Here is an 18205-nt window from a genome sequence, read left to right as displayed (position 1 = left end):
ATGAAGGAGAATGTGGTTAAGGATAAGTCGTTCGTGTTTGCCTTGCGTATCGTGAAATTGGCGAAATACCTGCAGGAAGAGAAGCGGGAGTTTGTGCTGTCGAAGCAAGTCTTGCGGAGCGGGACAGCGATTGGTGCTTTGGTTCGAGAGTCCGAACATGCTCAAAGTCGGGCGGACTTTGTTAGCAAGATGAGCATCGCCCTCAAGGAAGCCAACGAAACCGAGTACTGGATCGATCTGCTGCACCAGTCAGACTACATCGCCACTAAGGACTACGACTTGCTCCACCCCGACATCGAGGAACTACTCAAACTCCTGATCAGCATCGTCAAAACCTCCCGCTCCCAATGACCTCAACCCAAACTATCCATTATCAATTTTCCACTATCCATTGCTCCCGGCAAGGCATGATGCAAGAACTCCTAACCGGCAAGACGCGATTGGTATGAGCAAAGGCAAGACAGTTTTCATTCTAGGAGCGGGTGCGACGCGTGGCTGCTCATTCGTAGCCAAGATGAAAAATCAGGGTCGCTGCTTGCCTCCCTTGGATGGAGACTTCTTTACCCAGCTTCAGCGTGTTTCAAACAGATGTCATGCGGATAGAATAAACCGGCTAATTTCAGGCCTGACGGAATGGTTTGGTACCAATTTCGTTCTCAGCATGGAGCAAGTGTTTTGTCATTTTGAGCATGCAGAGCGGTTGTCTCAACACTTGGGGCAAGAAGATAAGCAGGTTCATCAGAAAGTAGTCGCCCTAAGGAAAGACCTTGAACAATCAATTGCCTTAATACTCGGAGAGTCCTTGACGGAAGTTAAGGACGGAGGAACCGGAAGCTACAGAACTCGTGAATGCACGTGGCATGACAAATTGGTGAGCGACTTAGCTGAACCCGGCGATGCGTTTATCAATTTTAACTACGATTGTGTTTTGGATGACTCTCTCGCCCGCAAAGGAAAGGGAAAGTGGGATGCTCACTACGGGTATGGTTTCAAGCTCAAGGCAAAAGGTAAAGGTTTAGCTGGGCATGAAGCATGGACGCCAGAGTCGCTTGAGCCCAATCGTAAAGATGCTTCGATTCGGGTGCACAAAGTACATGGCTCCCTGCACTTCATGGTTTCAGGCGATGAAATCAGCTTAAAACAAAGACCGTATGCAAACCCAAGAGGGGGAGATATGCGATTCAAGATCATCCCTCCTGAATCCTCGAAGGCTTATGACGATGACGGTATCATAGGAAACGTAATGAAGAATGCATACAAGGATCTTCGTTCGGCCAGTCGAGTTGTTGTAATTGGATACTCACTACCGCCAAGTGACCAACATGCAGAAGCCCTGCTGCGATTCGGCGTAAAAAAAGACGCAATTGGTTCTCTCGTAATAGTCAATCCTGATAGGATCGCAAGAAGGAGGTTGAGATCGGCGCTGCAGCGAGGAATGCATAGCACCACTAAAGTCCATTCATTCGACTATCTTAGTGAATTCGTGCAGGCGGATCCAGCAATTTGGAAAGTTTAGAATTCGCATGAAATCCTACAATAGAGTCATGGCTGGGCAGCAAAGTGTGTATTCGGATCGCTGCTACAAGGAAGGATTTATCGGAGTCGACTACGGTATCCGCGAGGACCTTACGGGACGGCTCCCTGATAATTGGCGTGAATTCAACAAGGAGTTTAGGCCGATCTACTTGGAGAAACATCCGGGCAAGAGTGCCATCGCGGCGGGATTGGCCTGCGGCTTCACCTGGACAATGAGCAAAGGCCTCAAGGAAGGTGACGTGATCATCACCCCCAACGGTTCAGGACGTTACCGAGCGGGCGAAATCACGGGGCCTTATTACTACGTTCCCGACGACATCTTGCCTCATCGACGATCAATCACTTGGTACAGCGATCTCTTCGACCGGGCAGATATGAGCGAAGCCCTGCAGCGCTCTACCAATTCAACGGGAACCTGTTGCGACATCACTGGATATGCGGAGGAGCTTGAAAAGCTGATTGGTGGTCGAGCTGTTAAGCCAGACATAATCGTTTCCGATGAGACGGTCGAAGACCCATCGGTGTTCGCCCTGGAGAAGCACCTCGAAGACTTTCTCGTGGCCAATTGGCAATACACGGATCTCGGCAAGAACTACGACATCTACTCTGAAGATGGCGAAGTCAAAGGCCAGCAGTATCCGAGCGACACGGGACCGATCGACATCCTTGCGGTCAGCAAGGATCAGAAGGAGATACTCATCATCGAGCTCAAGCGTGGCCGAGCCAGCGATGTAGTCGTTGGCCAGATACAACGCTACATGGGCTACGCAATGGATGAACTCGCTGAGCCACATCAAACCGTACGCGGCGTGATCATCGCTCTTGAGGACGACCTCAAGCTCCGCCGTGCCCTAAGAGCGGCGACGAACATAGACTTTTACCGTTACAAAGTAAGCTTCCAGCTGCTTAAGGATTCGTGAGCGAAACAGGCATAGACTCTACCAAGGAAACAAGCTACTTCGTCGATGAAGCGGGGGATGGCGTGTTGTTCGGTCCCAAAGGGCGGAATCGGTTGAACGACGAAGCTGCCAGCAAGTTTTTCATGCTCGGAATGATCGAGTGTCTTGATGAGTCGGCTACAACCCGCAAACTCGAGCAGCTACGCCATTCACTCCTTAGTAATCCTTTGTACTCGACGATTCCTTCAGTTCAACCGGAAGCAAAGAAGACAGCTCGGGCCTTTCATGCGAAGGATGACCATCCCGAAATCCGAGCGAAAGTGTTCGAGTTACTGGTAGAGCTAGATTTCAAGTTTTTCGCAGTGATCAAGGACATGCGAAAGGTCCTTGAGTATGTAGAAAGCCGAAACCGCATGGACTCCGACTACCGCTACCATCCTAACGAATTGTATGACTTCACCGTCCGGATGCTCTTCAAGCAGCGTCTACACAAGCTGGATCGTTATCGAATCTGTTTCGCCCGACGTGGCAAATCGGACCGCACCAAAGCCCTCAAGGTAGAATTGCTGAAGACAAAGCAACGGTTTCTGTCCGAAAGAGAGATCAATCACGAAGGGGAGCTTGAAATCTGTCCGAGCTATCCATGGCTCTCTCCATGCCTTCAAGTGGCTGACTATTGCCTCTGGGCATTGCAACGTTGCTACGAGCGAGGAGAGTCGCGGTTCTTGCGGGCAATCTGGCACAAAGTATCGCTGATCATCGACGCCGACGATCCAGATGGTAAAGCTTACGGAACCTATCTAACGCGTAAGGCGGCTCCACCCGACCCTCAGAAAATAAAAAACCGGTGGGTATAGGTTTCACTGGCCAAAAGACCCGAAACACACGGCATGGAGCCGAATTTCAACCACCGGTAAGCCACAAGAACAAACAAACGACGCAATTTGTCAATCCTCCACCCCAAGTTATGACCATAGGCCAAGCAGAACGAAAAACCCAGGACCGCGTTGTTGAACTATTCGTCAATGAGCTGAAATACCGCTACCTTGGCCATTGGCAGGATCGAGCAGGCAACAGCAATGTCGAAGAGGCGTTCCTTGGCGACTATCTGACGAAGGCGGGCTATCGCAACGAGCAAATCAGCCGGGCTATCGAAACCTTGAAACGTGAGACTACTCACAGGGGGCGTCTACTGTACGAGAACAACAAAGAAGTGTATTCGCTTCTGCGGTACGGAGTACAGGTGAAGGCCGAGGCAGGTCAGAACACGGAAACGGTTAAGCTGATCGATTGGGATAATCCGGAGGAGAACGATTTCGGCATCGCCGAAGAGGTCACAGTCTACGGCAGGCACGAGAAACGTCCCGATTTGGTGCTTTACGTGAATGGGATCGCCCTAGGCGTGATTGAGCTGAAGAACAGCCGAAAGTCGATTAGCGATGGTATCCGACAGAACATTACGAACCAGCAGCCGGAATTCATAGAACAGTTCTTTACTACCATCCAGCTGGTGATGGCAGGCAATGACACGGAAGGACTGCGCTACGGAACGGTTGGTACCGAGGAGAAGTATTTTCTGTCCTGGAAGGAAGAAGAGTCGGACAATAGCCGCTACAAGCTGGACAAGTACCTGCTGAAGCTTTGCGACAAGCGAAGACTGCTCGAGCTGGTCTACGACTTCATTCTCTTTGATGGCGGGATCAAAAAGGTGCCGCGCCATCACCAGTACTTTGGCATTAAGGAGGCTCAGAAGTTCATTCGCCGCAAAGACGGAGGAATCATCTGGCACACCCAAGGAAGCGGCAAAAGCATCGTCATGGTAATGCTCGCCAAGTGGACCTTGGAGAATAATCCAAACGCGCGGGTTGCGGTGATCACGGACCGTGACGAGCTGGACAAACAGATCGAAGGCGTCTTCGCCGACGCAGGAGAGAAAATCTACCGAACGCGAAGCGGCAAGGACTTGATGGCTCAGCTTTCCCAACCCAAGCCTCGCCTGATTTGCTCTCTGGTGCACAAGTTCGGCAAGAAGGACGTGGACAACTTTGACACGTTTATCCGGGAGCTGGAGGAGCAACCAAGTCCCGCGGTGGGCGAGTTGTTCGTATTCGTGGACGAGTGTCACCGTACGCAGAGCGGCAAGCTGCATCGTACGATGAAGGCTTTGCTGCCGAAGTCGGTTTTCATCGGATTTACCGGCACCCCTCTGCTGAAGAAGGACAAGCAAACGAGTTTGGAAGTATTCGGAAGATACATACACACTTACAAGTTCGCGGAGGCGGTGGTGGACGAGGTAGTGCTCGATCTCGTCTACGAAGCCCGGGACATCGACCAAAGGCTTGGCTCGACAGAGAAGGTTGATGCTTGGTTTGAAGCCAAGACGCGGGGCTTGAACGAGTGGCAAAGATCGGCCCTTCGCGAGCAATGGGGAACGATGCAAAAGGTGCTGAGCTCACGGTCGCGCATGGAACGGGTGGTGAGCGATATCCTGTTCGATTTTGGAACCAAACGACGGCTCAGCAACCAACGCGGGAACGCCATGCTGGTAGCCTCCAGCATCTATGAGGCTTGCAAGTACTACGAGCTTTTCAACAAAGCGTCCACTGGGTTTAGGGGTAAGTGCGCGGTGGTGACTTCCTACAATCCTCAGACGAGCGACATCAACAAGGAAGACACAGGCGCGAACACGGAAACCGAAAAGGAGTTCATCTATCACCTCTACCAAGAGCTTCTGAAGGATGTGCCGGCCAGACCCGGGCAGACGAAAACGGAAGCGTTCGAAGATGACGTGAAGCGTCGCTTCAAGAAGGAGCCCGCTAACATGAAGCTGCTCATCGTGGTGGACAAGCTGCTGACAGGATTTGATGCGCCGAGCTGTACCTACCTTTACATCGACAAGTCGATGCAGGACCACGGACTGTTCCAAGCAATCTGCCGGACGAATCGCTTGGACGGAGAGGATAAGGATTTTGGATACATCATCGACTACAAGGATCTGTTTCGAAAAGTGGAGAACGCGATAGAGGTATACACCTCGGAGCTCGACGACGGCGACAGTGAGAGCAGGGATCCGCAGATCGTCCTACAAGAGCGCTTGGAGAAGGGAAGCGAACGATTGGATGAGGCGCTCGAACAATTATCTCTCCTTTGTGAACCGGTCAGAGCTCCACGTGATACCTTGGCCCACATCCAGTATTTTTGTGGTAACACGGAGATCGCCGCCGATCTCGAGGAGCGGGAACCTCAGCGGGTGGCCCTCTACAAAGGGGTCGCCAGTTTGGTGAGAGCCTACGCCAACATTTCGGACGAAATGGATACAGCGGGCTACAGCGAGAGTGATGTAGAGCGGATCAAGCGACAGATCGATCACTACCTGAAGCTTCGTGAAGAAGTCCGGCTAGCGAGTGGCGAGACAATCGATCTCAAGGCCTACGAAGCAGACATGCGGCACCTAATCGATACCTACATCGATGCAGACGAACCGCGAAAGATCTCGCCGTTCGATGATATGCCCCTAATCGACCTGATCGTGAAGACAGGTATGGCGAATGCGATCAACCAAATGCCGGAAGGCATGCGGGCGAGCCAGGAGTCGGTCGCGGAGGCAATCGAGAACAACGTGCGGAAGACCATCATCAAGGAGCATCTCAACGATCCCGCCTACTACGAACGCATGTCGGTGCTGCTAGACGAAATCATCGCGGCTCGCCGCCGCAAAGCCATCGACTACGAGGAGTATTTGAGGCGCATCGCCGAGCTCGCAAGGAGCGTACAGTCTGGCGACGCGAACGATGTGCCCGAGGTTCTTCGGACGCCGGGACAGCGAGCGCTCTACAACAACTTGAAGTCAGAGGCGGCTTCCGAGGCTGCCGGAAACTATGCGAACAATGCGGGAGTAGATCCGATTGCCGCCCTTGCCATAAGGCTCGATGAGACGATTAAGCAGGTCAGCCCGCACGGTTGGCGTGGACATGAAGCGAAGGAGCGTATGATCAAAGCGGCAATGTTCGCGATTCTGCAAAATCAAGATGAGGTGGAACGAATGTTTCCTATCATCAAGCAACAGACGGATTACTAGCATGGTTGAGCATTTGAAGCTCGGCGACATGTCGGTGGACGTCGAACGCAAGGCTATCAAGAACGTCCACTTGAGCGTCTATCCCCCAGCGGGAAGAATCCGCATCGCGGCTCCATCGGAGATGGAGATGGACACGATCCGCATATTTGCGCTCTCGAAGCTCTCGTGGATCAAGAAGCAACAACGAAGACTGAACGCTCAGAAGCGTGAGCCGAAGCGCGAATATCTGGAGCGCGAGAGCCACTACCTGTGGGGGAAGCGTTATTTACTGTCGCTCGCGGAGGTGGACGCCAAGCCGAAGGTCGAGGTTAAACATCGAAAGATCGTCCTGACCGCTCGTCCTGGAGCAAGCGACGGTAAGCGCCATCAAGTCATGGAGGCTTGGTACCGCCAGCAGCTTTCGGAAGCCTTGCCATCTGTGATCGCGAAATGGGAGAAAGCGATCGGTGTGGAAGTATCCGAGTGGCAAGTTCGCAGGATGAAAACCAAGTGGGGCTCGTGCATTCCACAGAAGGCGAAAGTGATCGTTAACCTTGAACTAGCCAAGAAACCGAAGGAGTGCCTCGACTACATCGTGGCCCACGAAACTGTTCACCTTCTCGAACCAACCCACAACGACCGCTTCAAGTCGCTGATGAATCTCTTCGTTCCACAGTGGAAGGAGCACCGGAAGGTGCTGAACCGGATCCCGGTGAGCCACCGCGAGTGGAGCTATTAGGAAGATGGAGCTATCTTCGTTATCCCGCGAAGAGATGCATCGATTAATCTGGTCGATGCCCGCAACGAAGCTCGCGGAGCTATACGGAGTGTCGAGTGTCGCGTTTGGGAAGTGGTGTCGTAAACTTGAGGTTCCGCGACCGCCTCGGGGGGTATTGGGTGAAGCTGTCTGCAGGTAGGTGTTGAAGTGGGTTTATGTTACACTTTAAACCGATGGTCGACAGTGCAATCGGTCTCACGTTATTTGTTTTTGCATCAAGGCCAGTAGAGATCGTTAGGATCTGGCGGCCAGAAGAACTGTTCATAGCCGCGAAGGTTCTCGACCGCGACGTACAGGGCGAGACGGATGAGCAGCTTGGTATCGTGATCGGGCAAGCGCTCGCCTAGCATCTTGAGCGTCTCGAGTTCAATCTGGACGGACAAACCTCTCAGCTTTGGGAAGCTTTCGGCGGCTTCAATCGCCTTGTGGCGCTTTCCAGTTTCGATCGCAGGTAGGCATCTTAAGGTCTCCCGAATTATCTGGGTTTGGTCCAATCGCAGTGTCCGAGCGATCTCTCCGAGCTCGTCACACTGCTTTGGTTCGACCCGCAGATGAAAAAGTTTTGTCGGCGGTTTGCTTCCTTTTTTCGGCGGCATCGCTCTAAGGGAATGCTCCAGCCTACTCTCAGATCAAGTATATCTTGTTTTAAGTTAAAACATCTGAGAGAAATGTCGTAATTTAAAACACATGACATTAAACACTAAAACTGTAGTAAATTACGACAAAAACAGACAAGAGGCCGCTCGCCGTTTGCAGCGACTTCCCATCGGCAAGGTCCTCCGCGAGGCATTCCCGGGGCTTGAGAAGTGGGGCTGGTCCACTCCCTGGTGGGACATTCGCGGGTCGGACCTTTGGGTAAAACTCAAGGACGGTCGCATCATCAAAGTGGATCTTAAGCTTGTTAGCCGAGATCCATTTCGGAAAAAAATTCCATCACTTGCTCTCGAAACGTGGCACGACATACGCAACGGTAAGCCCGGCTGGCCTTTCCGAAAAACGTCCGTGACCGACAAGGTACTTTGGATCTGCGAAAACTCCGAACGTTGGTTGCTAGCAGACTTTGACCAGCTCAGAGAGTTCGCCTATAACAAAAACAGATTGATTAGAAGCGTCTCGCGGCGCGTCAGAAATGCTTCGAAGCGTGGTGGACGCGTCACCATTTCCGAGTTTGTTTGGGTTCCGGTCTGGCTGTTAAGACAGCATTTGGAAATTGATGAGAGTGCTGCCTGAAGACGAAACTGGGAAATTGCCTCCCGCATTGGGAGTTAATCGGCGTGGAAAACTCGCCTTCCACCCGACGTGATAGCAAGCATCTTGGGCAGAACGTGGCTACGAATTTTGGTTTTGATAGTTCAAAATCGTTATTTTGTACTCTGAATTTCGACTCATCGGGTCGAGCTCGATGAGTCCAAGCCCTCTGTTCTGAACTTCTTCCTCAATCGATTTGGGCATGAAAATCGAATCCGGAGCAGCATTTTCCGTTTTGGAAAACCTGGGCTTCCAAGATTTTTGTTGAGCTATCTGCTCAATCGAAACGTTTTTTTCAAATGGGGGGGGTGTCGGGGGGTAGAGCAAAGCGGCCCCCTGACCAAGAAGCCAAATCCGGATGCGTTACACACCTGTGATAGGGGGTGTAATAGCATCTGACAAAGTGCCGTAATGGCACGTGTCACAGGATTTGGGTTCTTGCCTCGCCAAATTCCGGGGGAATTTGACTCGGAGAGCGCTCGAAAAGCGCTCTAAAAAGGCCGGCTCTGCCGGCCCAAAATCGGGCGGTTTTCGGTGCCCGAAATGGCATCGGGTTGGTGCCGGGAGGTTGCTCCGAGCCGTCGCATTTGGGGCAGTAGCGGCGGTTCGGTTCTACCCAACCACGGAGCTCCGAGGATGGAACGCATAGAGGATCTGGCACCACCCTGCGACGCGCAGGCAAACCGATGCGTATGCATCGGTGACTGGGAGGAGGTGTGGTTCGAGACCTGTCGCACTTCGGGCAAAAGGCAACTCCACGACCAGGAACCGAGCGAGCAGCCAAAGCATGTTCGGCCTTCGTACATGGTAGCGATAGAGGCAATGCTCGAGCTGGGATCGTTTGGGGCACTTCGGGTGATGTTCAACAATCGCAAGCATCTGGCAAATCGAGGTCGAGGCAGGCACAGAAAGCCAGGGTCGAACGCAGCACGATGACCATCCTCGAAAGAGTGAGCGCCAACCTCAAGTGTGTTACAGCTACTGCGCGCCCTCTTCCCCCTCGGGACCGAATTACGAACAACACAACTACAAGCTCCAACTCACCATTCGCGTCATCGAAAATACAACGACCTCAACACGGCGACCACAGTTCTTGGATTTCAACACGTGAGAGATCCTAAAAGCGGATCGCTGCCGACAAGGTCAACCTCGGCTTGTCGAGCCGACACAGTCGCCCCTTGTCACGTCCAAGTAAAAAAATCTAGCAGGAGCCCTCAAGGCGACCACCCCCGGTGCTCAGGTCCTTGTTCGAAGACTGCAGGACGAAACGAATATCCGCTTTCCGCTACGATGCCTGGGAGGGCGAGTCTCTCATCGGCATGGTCTCCACTGCGGTGATAATGCAGTAGCAGGACTGGGGCGCCCACTTCCTGGTAATACGCAACATCGTCGAGAGGGCCCGGCTTGTATGGCACTCCGCTGCTCGTTGTGATGCACAGCCAAACCCCACAGCGGTGAAACTAAAACGTTAGGTCTCTGCCAAAATCATTATCATCGTTTGCGGGGGCCTGATCCGGCTCTTTACCGGCTTGGTAGGCTTCAAGCCGCTTCCGGAGTCGCTCTTTTTCTTCGTCGGTGAGTTTCTCCCGAATCTTGGACAAGTCTCCAAGCAGTTCTGTCCATCGAAAACGGAAGGGCATTTTCCGATCCTCGACAAAGACCGAAACGCTTTTTTTGCTACGGTAGGAATTGGCCTCGACACCGGCAGCCTCGAAAGCCTCGAGCACGCTATCCTTTGTAAATTCGGCGTCCTGCGGATGGGTGGCAGCAATTATCCTCGGGATGTCTTCTTTGGATATTGAGTCATGGTCGATGTTCTCTTGGGAGATATCAGAGTTCACGATCAGGGGTCGCCCCTCTATCTCTCGTTCGCAATTGAGTTCGACTACAATACCTTCCCAGACGCGCTTAGCGTGGCGAAGAAAATCACCCCCAAAGGCTTCTGCAATTAGCGTCTTGCGCAGACGGGACGGATCGCGCGGGCTGAAATTGCTGACAAGGTAATGCTGATCGACGCGGCCATCGTAGCCTTTGTGAGTGGTGCAAGCGTAGGGACTGCCAAAGCTTAGCGCCTCTCCGAAGCGTTTCTCGATGAGCTCGGTTTCTCGGCCAGACGGGTCCATGCCGTCGTAAAATGCGAGTATATAATGCGTGACGAGCTCGCCTTCCCAGGGACGCCCAACTTGGGATCGATTTTCGAGGTAGTTTTTTTCCCCCATTAGGACGGCTTCCATGAGGCCGCGGTTTGAACGTATGTCTTCACTGTAGCGGACTCCCGTCATCTCTACACCAAAATGGTTTTTGTGGTCCTCGTCGTTCAAATAGTCGACCTCCGCTTGGATTCCTCCGCTGGTCGTGACCCCTGACTTTACGATCTTAACTATCGCGGTCGGTTTTTTCATCTATTTTTTGGGGAGTAAGCTAGAGTCACCCAAGATGACAGCGGCAAGCTTTTTCAAGACCGCCGGATTTTTGGGATTTAGGGCGATTCTACGAAGTCGAGTGCGCTCGTCTTCAGTGAGGAAAAGGCAAGGCAAGCGCCCAAAGATGCCTAGGGCATTTATAGTGTGAGGGACTGCATCAAGCACCTTTTCGAGTTTTGTCCAGGCTGCATCCCATCGCTCAAGGTCGGCTTCATCCATGGGCCGCTCCGCTTTGAGCGAATCTTCGATTGAAAAGACCGAAAACTGGAGGTCTTTCATTTTACCGAGTGTGAGCTGGTATCGTTTAGAATCAGGAGCACAAAAGACTGCATCGGTTGCGTTGGCAGGTGTTGTGTCTTCGCCGGACAAGGCTTGAGTTATCAACTCGCCAACAAGTTTGCTCGTACTCTTACCCTCTGCGTCTGCCCGTCTATCGAGCTTACGCTTTATCTCGGGCGATACTCGAAAGGATGATGTTACAGAGGATTTGGATCCTTTCTTCAGTTTGTTTTCTTCGCGCTTCCTCGCCTGTGCCTTTTCCTTTCGGACAAGTCCGTCAACGATTTGCTTCGGGGTTTTGCCAGTCGTGGACCCTATCCGTTGAACGTAGGCATTGGACGCAGGAGAAAGCTTTATCTCGTGCGTATCCTTGTCGACGGATGCGGCTGCGTTGTTTTTCGTTTCGCCTCCAGCGTGATCTGCTGAGGCACTAGGATTTTCATGATTGATGTTCATGATCAGCCCTATGGGGCTTTAGGTTTCGAAAAAAAGGCTGCCGATAGGATATTTTTCGACTATTTTGCTAAAAGCTCACCGAGGCTATCCCGCTATAGTAATGTTGCACTCGAATAGGGATAGTTTGAGGGCCAAAGGTTGTATGGTGACGCTTAATGTAAGCTTGAACCTTCTCTAACTTATTTGTGCGGGGTTTTCGCCGAAAAACCTTCGCGTATGGCCGCCCGCAGATGAAGGTTGAACCTTCGGAAGCTATCGAGATCAAATGATCGCTGAACCTGTACCGCAGGAATTCCACTCCGACTCAACGCTTCATGTGAATTTAGCACCCATAATCCTAGTCAATCATCAGAGGGTTGATTGATTTACACCACAAGAACCGCCCCTTCATGCGGTAAATTCATAATTTATCCCTCGCGAAAAAACCAATTGAGGTTCCAAAGCTCCAAACTGCGGGACAGGGTAGCTTCACTGAAGGCGATCAATTTTCACAAACGCAGAGAGCGTATCTGTGAGCCTGCAGGCCCAGATCAAGCAGCTTGGCTCGAGGAATCGATCCTCTTGTAGCACAGCTTGCTCCGGCCGGATTTCTGGACCCTGACGAGACCGGCTCCAGTGAGTTCCTTGAGAGCGTTCTCGAAAGCGCGGCGCTTGAGCCCAGTGTGTCTCATGACCGAGGCAAAGGTTTCTCCCGTAGAGTCCGAGACATGCAAAAGCACCAACCTTGCATCAGGGCTCAATCTTGCCTCGTCGTATCCAGCTTCGGCAATCCTGGCCTTATGGCGTGACAAGCCGTGAGCGAGTAGCTGCCCTACTCGTTCCAAACCTCGCTTACCTCCATTGGCCTGTCCCACACCTAGGCTATGGACCGCTAAGGCGAATCTCCAAAATATTTCTAAAAAAAACGGGGCAACTAGTTCGCAATTTAAATTTGTAGTTTTCAAATTTTTGCGAACCCTCCCTTCGAAATGGAAAAACGGAAAAAGCTACGCTGTGCAATTTACACGAGAGTCTCTACAACCCGACAATCCGAGGAGGGGGTCTCGCTCGAGACGCAACTAGAGCAGTGCCGTGCTCAAATCGTTCTCGGCAAACCGAACGGCTGGGAGGAAACCTACCATTTTGAGGACCAAGGATTCTCTGCGAAAGACAACAATCGACCAGCCCTCGAGCAGCTAAGACGCAAGGTTCGTGCTCGCGAGATAGACGTGGTGGTCATCTACAGCATTGATCGTCTGACCAGGAATATAACCGAATTCTACAATTTCTATCAGGACCTCCAGGAGGCCAACGTAGAGATTTCCAGCGCGGTCGAACGCATCGACACTTCTACGGGGCAAGGACGACTGCTGCTCAACTTGGTACTCTCGTTCGCACAGTACGAACGAGAGCGGATCATGGATCGAACTCTCGGAGCGATGCGTCAAAACGCCAAAAACGGGAAATACAATGGTGGTCAAATACCTCTTGGCTACGAATCTTCGGAGGGAGCCGGTCACATTCAGCCAAGCAAACACGCCTACATCGTCCAAATGATTTTTGACTTGGCTTCTAAGGGCCGAACTCCCTCTGAGATCAAGCGACACCTCGAAGACAAGCAGATACAACTCCCGTCAAAAACCTTTAAGAATGGAAGGACCGTCGCTGCAAAACCAGCCACAGCATCACGAGTAAGGGAAATCATAAACAACCGGATCTACTGCGGAGACGTCCAATGGGACGATATCATTTGCCGAGGGAAGCACGAACCGATCGTTGATCGCTCGACCTGGGAAAAAGCGAATGAATTGCTGCCCCCTAAAACTAAAAAGGGTAGCCTGAAAAGCCCAGACAAACACAAATCCCTCCTCAAAGGACTGATGGTTTGCACTACTTGCGGTCGGGATTTCACGCCAAAGGCGTCCGGAAATACATTAAAAAATGGCACGCCGCACCTGTACTACGACTGTGCTAGCAAAATTCGAAAAGAGAAGAACTCCTGCGGTTGTTCCTTGCCCGCAAGAAAAGTCGAAACTCTCATAATCGATACCATTTCCGCGATCGGAAGAGACAAAAAGGTGATCGAATCCTGCGTCGAAAACCTCTCCGAAATGAAGAGAGTCTCCACGACCCCAATAAGAGAAGAGATAAAAACCTTGCAGAGTGAACTCCGCCAGAAGTTGGGTGAACTGGAAAAATGGAAGAAAAAGGTCTTCAGCGTAGAAGGAGCACTGGCAAAGGAGCTCCAATCCGAGGCCGAAGCGGTGGCTCAACGAAAACAAGAGCTTGAGGTGCAACTGGCTAAGAGGACGCTAGACATTCGTGCTCATGAGCAGGAGCTGGCTTCCAGCAAGGATATTGCGGCTGCATTGACAAACTTCTCAGCGATTTTCGAGGAGTTGGAGTACCCAGAGCAAAAGGAGCTACTCGGGCTGCTGATCCAGCAAATACGTATTCAAAAGATTGATTCAGCAAACGCTAGACCGAACAAGTGCATCATCGGGCACAGAAAATCGTTTTATGAAATGGAGCTTCGCTTCACAGCAGACGCCGAGCAAATCGCGCCTCTCAAGAATGCGCTACCAAAGTTCGTAGAATTGAAATCTTTGGCGTCCCGTAAAGGATTCGAACCTCTGTCTCTTGGATGAAATCCAAGTGTCCTAAACCTGGCTAGACGAACGGGACCCTAGCGTGAAGCCGCAGAACCTAGAAACAATCCCTTGGCGCGCAAGTGGAATTTGTAGGCCCACGCGCGAAGCCTCCGCAGAGGCGGGATGACACGGCAGGCCGCTACCTGAAAAGCCCTTGCAAGAAGGTGACGAACCCATCCACCTCGAAGTGCTTGGGCTGGTAACCGTTGGCTCCCATTTGCATCGCGCTCTCGATATCCTGAGGGTTATCGGAATTGGTAAGCATCACGATCACTGGGATTTCGCCGAAGACCTGCTTCTCGCGAATGCGCCGCAAGGTTTCGAAACCGCTGAGCTGGGGCATGTTGACATCGAGCAGCACCACCGCCGGAAAGGGTTTCTGGCCGGCTTCGACCTCCGCCAAGTAGGCCAGCAGCTCCTGTCCTGAAGCAAACGTTAGAAACGGGTTCTCCAATTTCGAGTAGCGGTAAAACCGCTGCCCGATATCCAAGTCCGTCTCGTTGTCGTCTACCATAACGATGGGACAACTTGTATCCAAATTCTCAATTTTCGGTATCGTCATTCTCTTTTTCTTCTAGCCTGAATTTGATGTGGACGCTGTCCCCCTTGGACTCGACCCAGATCTCTCCCGAGTGGCATTCCACGACGCGTTTGCAAATCGAAAGCCCGATGCCCGTTCCCTCTACATGCCGGTGGAATCGCGTGAAGATCTGGAACAGGCTGCCTTGATATTCTGGAAGGATCGAAGATCCCGTGTTGAACACGCCCAAAACTGCATCCCTACCACTGCCGACACAGGTAAACCTGAGACTGAACGCATCCCGCTCCGAGTACTTGAGCGCGTTCTCTACCAGGTTCCGATACAGCACCCGGAGCAAGTTTCGATAGCCTTCGACTACCGGCAGGTCTTCAAGGGCTACCAGAACTTTCCGCTCTTCCAGCTTCGACTGAAATTCGTTCAACACCTCCCGAACCAACGCAGCCAAGTCGACCGGCTCCCGCACGCTGGCCCCGGCCCCCAAGTGCGAAAAGACCCGAAAGTCGGTAATCTGCTGCAGGGCGCTGGCCGCTTCCCGCTTAACCGATTTCGCCAAGCCATTCGCGGCCGCACCGGATTCGCCGCCGACTTCGCGCTCCAACAAGCTGGCCAAGCCGGCAATCCGCGTCAGCGGTTCCCGCAACTCGTGCGAGGAGATGTGGGAAAAGTGCTTCAGGTCCAAGTTCGCCTGGGTAAGCTTGTCGTTGGCATCCAAGATCGCGCACTCCTGGTCACGTATCGACTGGCGCATGTCCTTGAAGGAAGAGGCGAGGACTCCAATCTCGTCCTTTCGCTGGTAGGGAAGGTCTACATCGTCCTGGCCCTCGCCAAGGCGACGCGCGGCCAAGGCCACTCTTTCGATCGGCTTGGTGATGAGCAGCGAGAGCCCCACCGCCCCCAAGAAGGCAAAGACGCAAAGGAGCATGCCAATCAGAGCGGTCCTGAACAACGTCGACTTGAACGCGGACACCACTTCGTCGAAGCGCGCCGATACTCCATAGAAATAAGTCTTTTCGCTGCCGCGCGGCTTCACCCTTTGCAGGTGGAACCACAATCCATCGGACTGCCCACCGCTCTCGATCGCCAAGGTCATCCCATCGTCGCCCGAGGCGATAAAGTCAGCGAAGCCCGGATAGTCGTCCTGGATCCGAAAGCGTTCCCCCAGATCGAAGCCAAAAACCTTACCCTCGTCCGGGTGCACAAGGTAATCGCCGCTGGAGTTGCAAAGGTAGTGAGCGAAACGCTCTCGGCTCGTTCCGATGAATTCCCGAGCAAATCCCTGGAAATCCAAGTTGATGATGACGATTCCCCAAAAAGCTTCACCCTGGTCGTAGACCGGCATGGCAACGCGCAAGGTCGGACGCTTAGGAAACTCGACCTTCCCTTTCTCCCGGTTCAGGTCGATTTCCGAATAGTAGATTTCCCCGCGGAGCTTGCCGCTCGTCTCCTGGAAATAGTTGCGATGCCCCTTCCGCTGCAACTCCTGCTCGCCACGGCGCACCACCTCCTCTCCTGCTCGATCCACACGAACCAATTCCGCTCCATCGTTGGCGGCACCGATCAGCCGCACTTGGGCATAGTGCGGCTTTGCCTTTAAGAGCTGGACAAAGGTACCCGCCAGGTCATCGCCCAGCTCCCGCCTCGAGCGACTCGACCCGTTCGCAAAGCCTCGGACTTCCGGGAGTCCCTCCAAGAATCGGATATCATGGGAAATTTCGTTGAAGGCCTCCTCCAACCGAAAGACGTCTGCCTCCACCCGTTGCTGCAACACCTCCCTTTCCAAGCTCGCAATAGAGCCGCGATAGCCCGCGTACATGACCCAGCCCACTGTCAAGGCCGTGACAAGAGCCAGCGCGGAAGCGAGGATGCGAATCTTGGTGGCGATTTTCATGAGTGGAATTCCCTGACCACAGCAACTACGACAAACGACTAAAAGCAAGTCCCCTACGCACATATCCCATCAACTGACAGGACTTCCTGCGAATCCGTCGCGCTTGACTAACAGAAGCCCCGCAAAGCTCCTGTTAGTCTGGGATACTCACGTAGGATTAAGCGCAATACGCATCAAAGTTTGGCGTTTTCAGGTCGAAGTAAAAGCAGTCATGCCACTACTCGCCACTCAGTCTGCTAAAACCAAGAATGCTCTCGTCCATAAAGAGAAGCAGAAATCCGTCAGCTTCTGGGAGTCGCAACGCCTCGCCAAAGAGAAGGCATACGAAAAGAAGGCCAAGAAGTATAAGCTCAAGCTCGAGACCTTGGCCGTATTCACCCAGCAGCTGGCCTCCATGCTAGAAGCCGGCCTCCCGCTCGTCTCCGCTCTCGACGCCCTGCAGGACCAAGTCGAAGACCCCGTTTTCCGTATCATCATCCGCGAGGTAAAGGCTGACGTCTCGCAAGGTAACAACTTTTCGGCATCCTGCGCCAAATTTCCGCGAGCTTTCAACAACCTCTTCATTTCCATGGTGGAAGCGGGCGAGGCCAGCGGCGGTCTCGCAGAAATCCTCGGCAAGGTCGCCGGCTATTTCGAGGCCACGACCAAGCTGACCAAGAAGGTGAAGTCCGCCCTCACTTACCCGGTAGCCGTTATCGCCCTCGCCATCATTCTGGTGAACGTGCTGCTGATCTTCGTAGTGCCAACCTTTGCAGGCATGTTCAGCGACTTCGGAGCGGAGCTTCCAGGTCCCACGCAATTCCTCATCGACCTCTCGGACTTCCTGAAGGACAACATCCTCTACATCATCGGAGCCGGATTCGTCGGTTTCCAAATCTGGAGCCGCTTTACCAAAACACCCAAAGGTCGCCGCTTCCGCGATCAAATGGTGGTCAGGATGCCGGTCTTCGGCAACTTGATCGTGAAGATCACCCTTTCCCGCTTTTGCCGCACCTACGCCACCCTGCTACGCTCGGGCGTGCCGATCCTGCGCTGCCTGGAGATCGTCGCCGCCTCCTCCGGCAAGACCCAAGTTGAGGACGCCTGCCGCATGATCTCCAAAAACATTTCCGAAGGCGGGCAAGTTTCCGACACGATCGAGAAGATCGAGTTCTTCCCTCCCATGATGAAGCACATGTCACGCGCCGGCGAGCAAACCGGCAACGTGGACGGCATGATGAACAAGATCGCCGACTTCTACGACACGGAGGTCGACTCCATCATCGCGGCCCTCACCTCCCTGATCGAGCCGATGCTCATCGTCTTCCTCGGGGTCGTGGTCGGCGGCATCGTGATGGCCATGTTCATGCCAATCTTCCAACTCTCCTCTATCGTCGGAGGATAAGATACGCTAAGTTTTCCCCATGCCTCCCTCGTCCAAAGGATGAGAAAAGGCTGGCGAAGCTTCCAACTGATCCTTCAATCTGCCGC

At 53.0% G+C, this 18205-nt stretch carries 14 protein-coding genes and 1 tRNA gene; 9 read left to right on the top strand and 6 right to left on the bottom strand.

The window, feature by feature from the left end; translation table 11 throughout:
* The 6 genes from IEN85_RS16275 (at position 1) to IEN85_RS16250 (ending at position 7231) form a co-directional block, all read left to right on the top strand.
* Positions 1-351: a four helix bundle protein gene (locus IEN85_RS16275; protein ID WP_191618160.1), complete on the top strand. Its 351-nt coding sequence runs from the start codon at positions 1-3 to the stop codon at positions 349-351.
* A gap of 94 nt (positions 352-445) precedes the next feature.
* Positions 446-1516 carry an SIR2 family protein gene (locus IEN85_RS16270; protein WP_191618159.1) on the top strand — a complete coding sequence of 357 codons (1071 nt, stop codon included), beginning with the start codon at positions 446-448 and terminating at the stop codon, positions 1514-1516.
* 7 nt (positions 1517-1523) lie between these two features.
* Positions 1524-2456 carry an endonuclease NucS domain-containing protein gene (locus IEN85_RS16265; protein ID WP_224772670.1) on the top strand — a complete coding sequence of 311 codons (933 nt, stop codon included), beginning with the start codon at positions 1524-1526 and terminating at the stop codon, positions 2454-2456.
* On the top strand, positions 2453-3292 hold the full coding sequence (locus IEN85_RS16260; RefSeq protein WP_191618158.1) for a DUF3800 domain-containing protein: 840 nt from the start codon (positions 2453-2455) through the stop codon (positions 3290-3292). Before IEN85_RS16265 ends, IEN85_RS16260 begins: the two co-directional genes overlap by 4 nt.
* Positions 3293-3402: 110 nt before the next feature.
* Complete coding sequence (locus IEN85_RS16255) at positions 3403-6513, top strand: type I restriction endonuclease subunit R (RefSeq protein WP_191618157.1); 3111 nt, start codon at positions 3403-3405, stop codon at positions 6511-6513.
* 1 nt (position 6514) lies between these two features.
* Positions 6515-7231, top strand: a complete 717-nt coding sequence (locus IEN85_RS16250) for a M48 family metallopeptidase (protein ID WP_191618156.1) — start codon at positions 6515-6517, stop codon at positions 7229-7231.
* A gap of 254 nt (positions 7232-7485) precedes the next feature.
* On the opposite strand, the gene IEN85_RS16245 is transcribed toward IEN85_RS16250, so the two are convergent.
* On the bottom strand, positions 7486-7653 hold the full coding sequence (locus IEN85_RS16245; protein WP_191618155.1) for a hypothetical protein: 168 nt from the start codon (positions 7651-7653) through the stop codon (positions 7486-7488).
* 304 nt (positions 7654-7957) lie between these two features.
* On the opposite strand from IEN85_RS16245, the gene IEN85_RS16240 reads away from it, so the two are divergent.
* The gene (locus tag IEN85_RS16240) at positions 7958-8500 is read left to right on the top strand and encodes a hypothetical protein (protein ID WP_191618154.1); all 543 of its coding nucleotides are present in this window, start codon (positions 7958-7960) and stop codon (positions 8498-8500) included.
* Positions 8501-9978: 1478 nt separating this feature from the next.
* Here the strand turns inward: IEN85_RS16240 and IEN85_RS16235 are convergent.
* Both IEN85_RS16235 and IEN85_RS16230 read right to left on the bottom strand, forming a co-directional pair.
* Positions 9979-10920 carry a hypothetical protein gene (locus IEN85_RS16235; protein WP_191618153.1) on the bottom strand — a complete coding sequence of 314 codons (942 nt, stop codon included), beginning with the start codon at positions 10918-10920 and terminating at the stop codon, positions 9979-9981.
* A complete protein-coding gene (locus IEN85_RS16230) occupies positions 10921-11676 on the bottom strand; it encodes a hypothetical protein (RefSeq protein ID WP_191618152.1) in 756 nt (251 codons plus the stop codon).
* A 968-nt stretch (positions 11677-12644) separates the two neighbouring features.
* Between IEN85_RS16230 and IEN85_RS24995 the strand changes: the two genes are divergently transcribed.
* Positions 12645-14303: a recombinase family protein gene (locus tag IEN85_RS24995; RefSeq protein WP_224772683.1), complete on the top strand. Its 1659-nt coding sequence runs from the start codon at positions 12645-12647 to the stop codon at positions 14301-14303.
* On the opposite strand, the gene IEN85_RS16215 is transcribed toward IEN85_RS24995, so the two are convergent.
* The 3 genes from IEN85_RS16215 to IEN85_RS16205 all read right to left on the bottom strand — a co-directional run bounded on the left by IEN85_RS16215 (position 14263) and on the right by IEN85_RS16205 (position 16735).
* Positions 14263-14340: transfer RNA gene (locus IEN85_RS16215), tRNA-Glu, on the bottom strand. The two genes, IEN85_RS24995 and IEN85_RS16215, sit on opposite strands and share 41 nt — an antisense overlap.
* 105 nt (positions 14341-14445) lie before the next feature.
* Positions 14446-14868, bottom strand: coding sequence for a response regulator (locus IEN85_RS16210; protein WP_191618151.1), 423 nt, complete (start codon positions 14866-14868; stop codon positions 14446-14448).
* Entirely contained in the window at positions 14849-16735 is a 1887-nt protein-coding gene (locus IEN85_RS16205; protein ID WP_191618150.1) for a sensor histidine kinase, read from the bottom strand. Before IEN85_RS16205 ends, IEN85_RS16210 begins: the two co-directional genes overlap by 20 nt.
* 211 nt (positions 16736-16946) lie before the next feature.
* On the opposite strand from IEN85_RS16205, the gene IEN85_RS16200 reads away from it, so the two are divergent.
* Positions 16947-18119 carry a type II secretion system F family protein gene (locus tag IEN85_RS16200; protein ID WP_191618149.1) on the top strand — a complete coding sequence of 391 codons (1173 nt, stop codon included), beginning with the start codon at positions 16947-16949 and terminating at the stop codon, positions 18117-18119.
* The last annotated feature ends 86 nt before the right edge of the window (positions 18120-18205 follow it).

It is taken from the genome of Pelagicoccus enzymogenes, assembly GCF_014803405.1.
GTDB classification, from domain to species: Bacteria; Verrucomicrobiota; Verrucomicrobiia; order Opitutales; family Opitutaceae; genus Pelagicoccus; species Pelagicoccus enzymogenes.
This window is presented reverse-complemented; position numbering and strand designations above follow the sequence as displayed.

Excerpts from the sequence above, each read along its gene's own strand:
- IEN85_RS16275 (WP_191618160.1), top strand. The coding sequence starts at position 1 with ATGAAGGAGAATGTGGTTAAGGATAAGTCGTTCGTGTTTGCCTTGCGT.
- IEN85_RS16270 (WP_191618159.1), top strand. The coding sequence starts at position 446 with ATGAGCAAAGGCAAGACAGTTTTCATTCTAGGAGCGGGTGCGACGCGT.
- IEN85_RS16265 (WP_224772670.1), top strand. The coding sequence starts at position 1,524 with ATGAAATCCTACAATAGAGTCATGGCTGGGCAGCAAAGTGTGTATTCG.
- IEN85_RS16255 (WP_191618157.1), top strand. The coding sequence starts at position 3,403 with ATGACCATAGGCCAAGCAGAACGAAAAACCCAGGACCGCGTTGTTGAA.
- IEN85_RS16250 (WP_191618156.1), top strand. The coding sequence starts at position 6,515 with ATGGTTGAGCATTTGAAGCTCGGCGACATGTCGGTGGACGTCGAACGC.
- IEN85_RS16240 (WP_191618154.1), top strand. The coding sequence starts at position 7,958 with ATGACATTAAACACTAAAACTGTAGTAAATTACGACAAAAACAGACAA.
- IEN85_RS16235 (WP_191618153.1), bottom strand. The coding sequence starts at position 10,920 with ATGAAAAAACCGACCGCGATAGTTAAGATCGTAAAGTCAGGGGTCACG.
- IEN85_RS16230 (WP_191618152.1), bottom strand. The coding sequence starts at position 11,676 with ATGAACATCAATCATGAAAATCCTAGTGCCTCAGCAGATCACGCTGGA.
- IEN85_RS24995 (WP_224772683.1), top strand. The coding sequence starts at position 12,645 with ATGGAAAAACGGAAAAAGCTACGCTGTGCAATTTACACGAGAGTCTCT.
- IEN85_RS16210 (WP_191618151.1), bottom strand. The coding sequence starts at position 14,868 with ATGACGATACCGAAAATTGAGAATTTGGATACAAGTTGTCCCATCGTT.
- IEN85_RS16205 (WP_191618150.1), bottom strand. The coding sequence starts at position 16,735 with ATGAAAATCGCCACCAAGATTCGCATCCTCGCTTCCGCGCTGGCTCTT.
- IEN85_RS16200 (WP_191618149.1), top strand. The coding sequence starts at position 16,947 with ATGCCACTACTCGCCACTCAGTCTGCTAAAACCAAGAATGCTCTCGTC.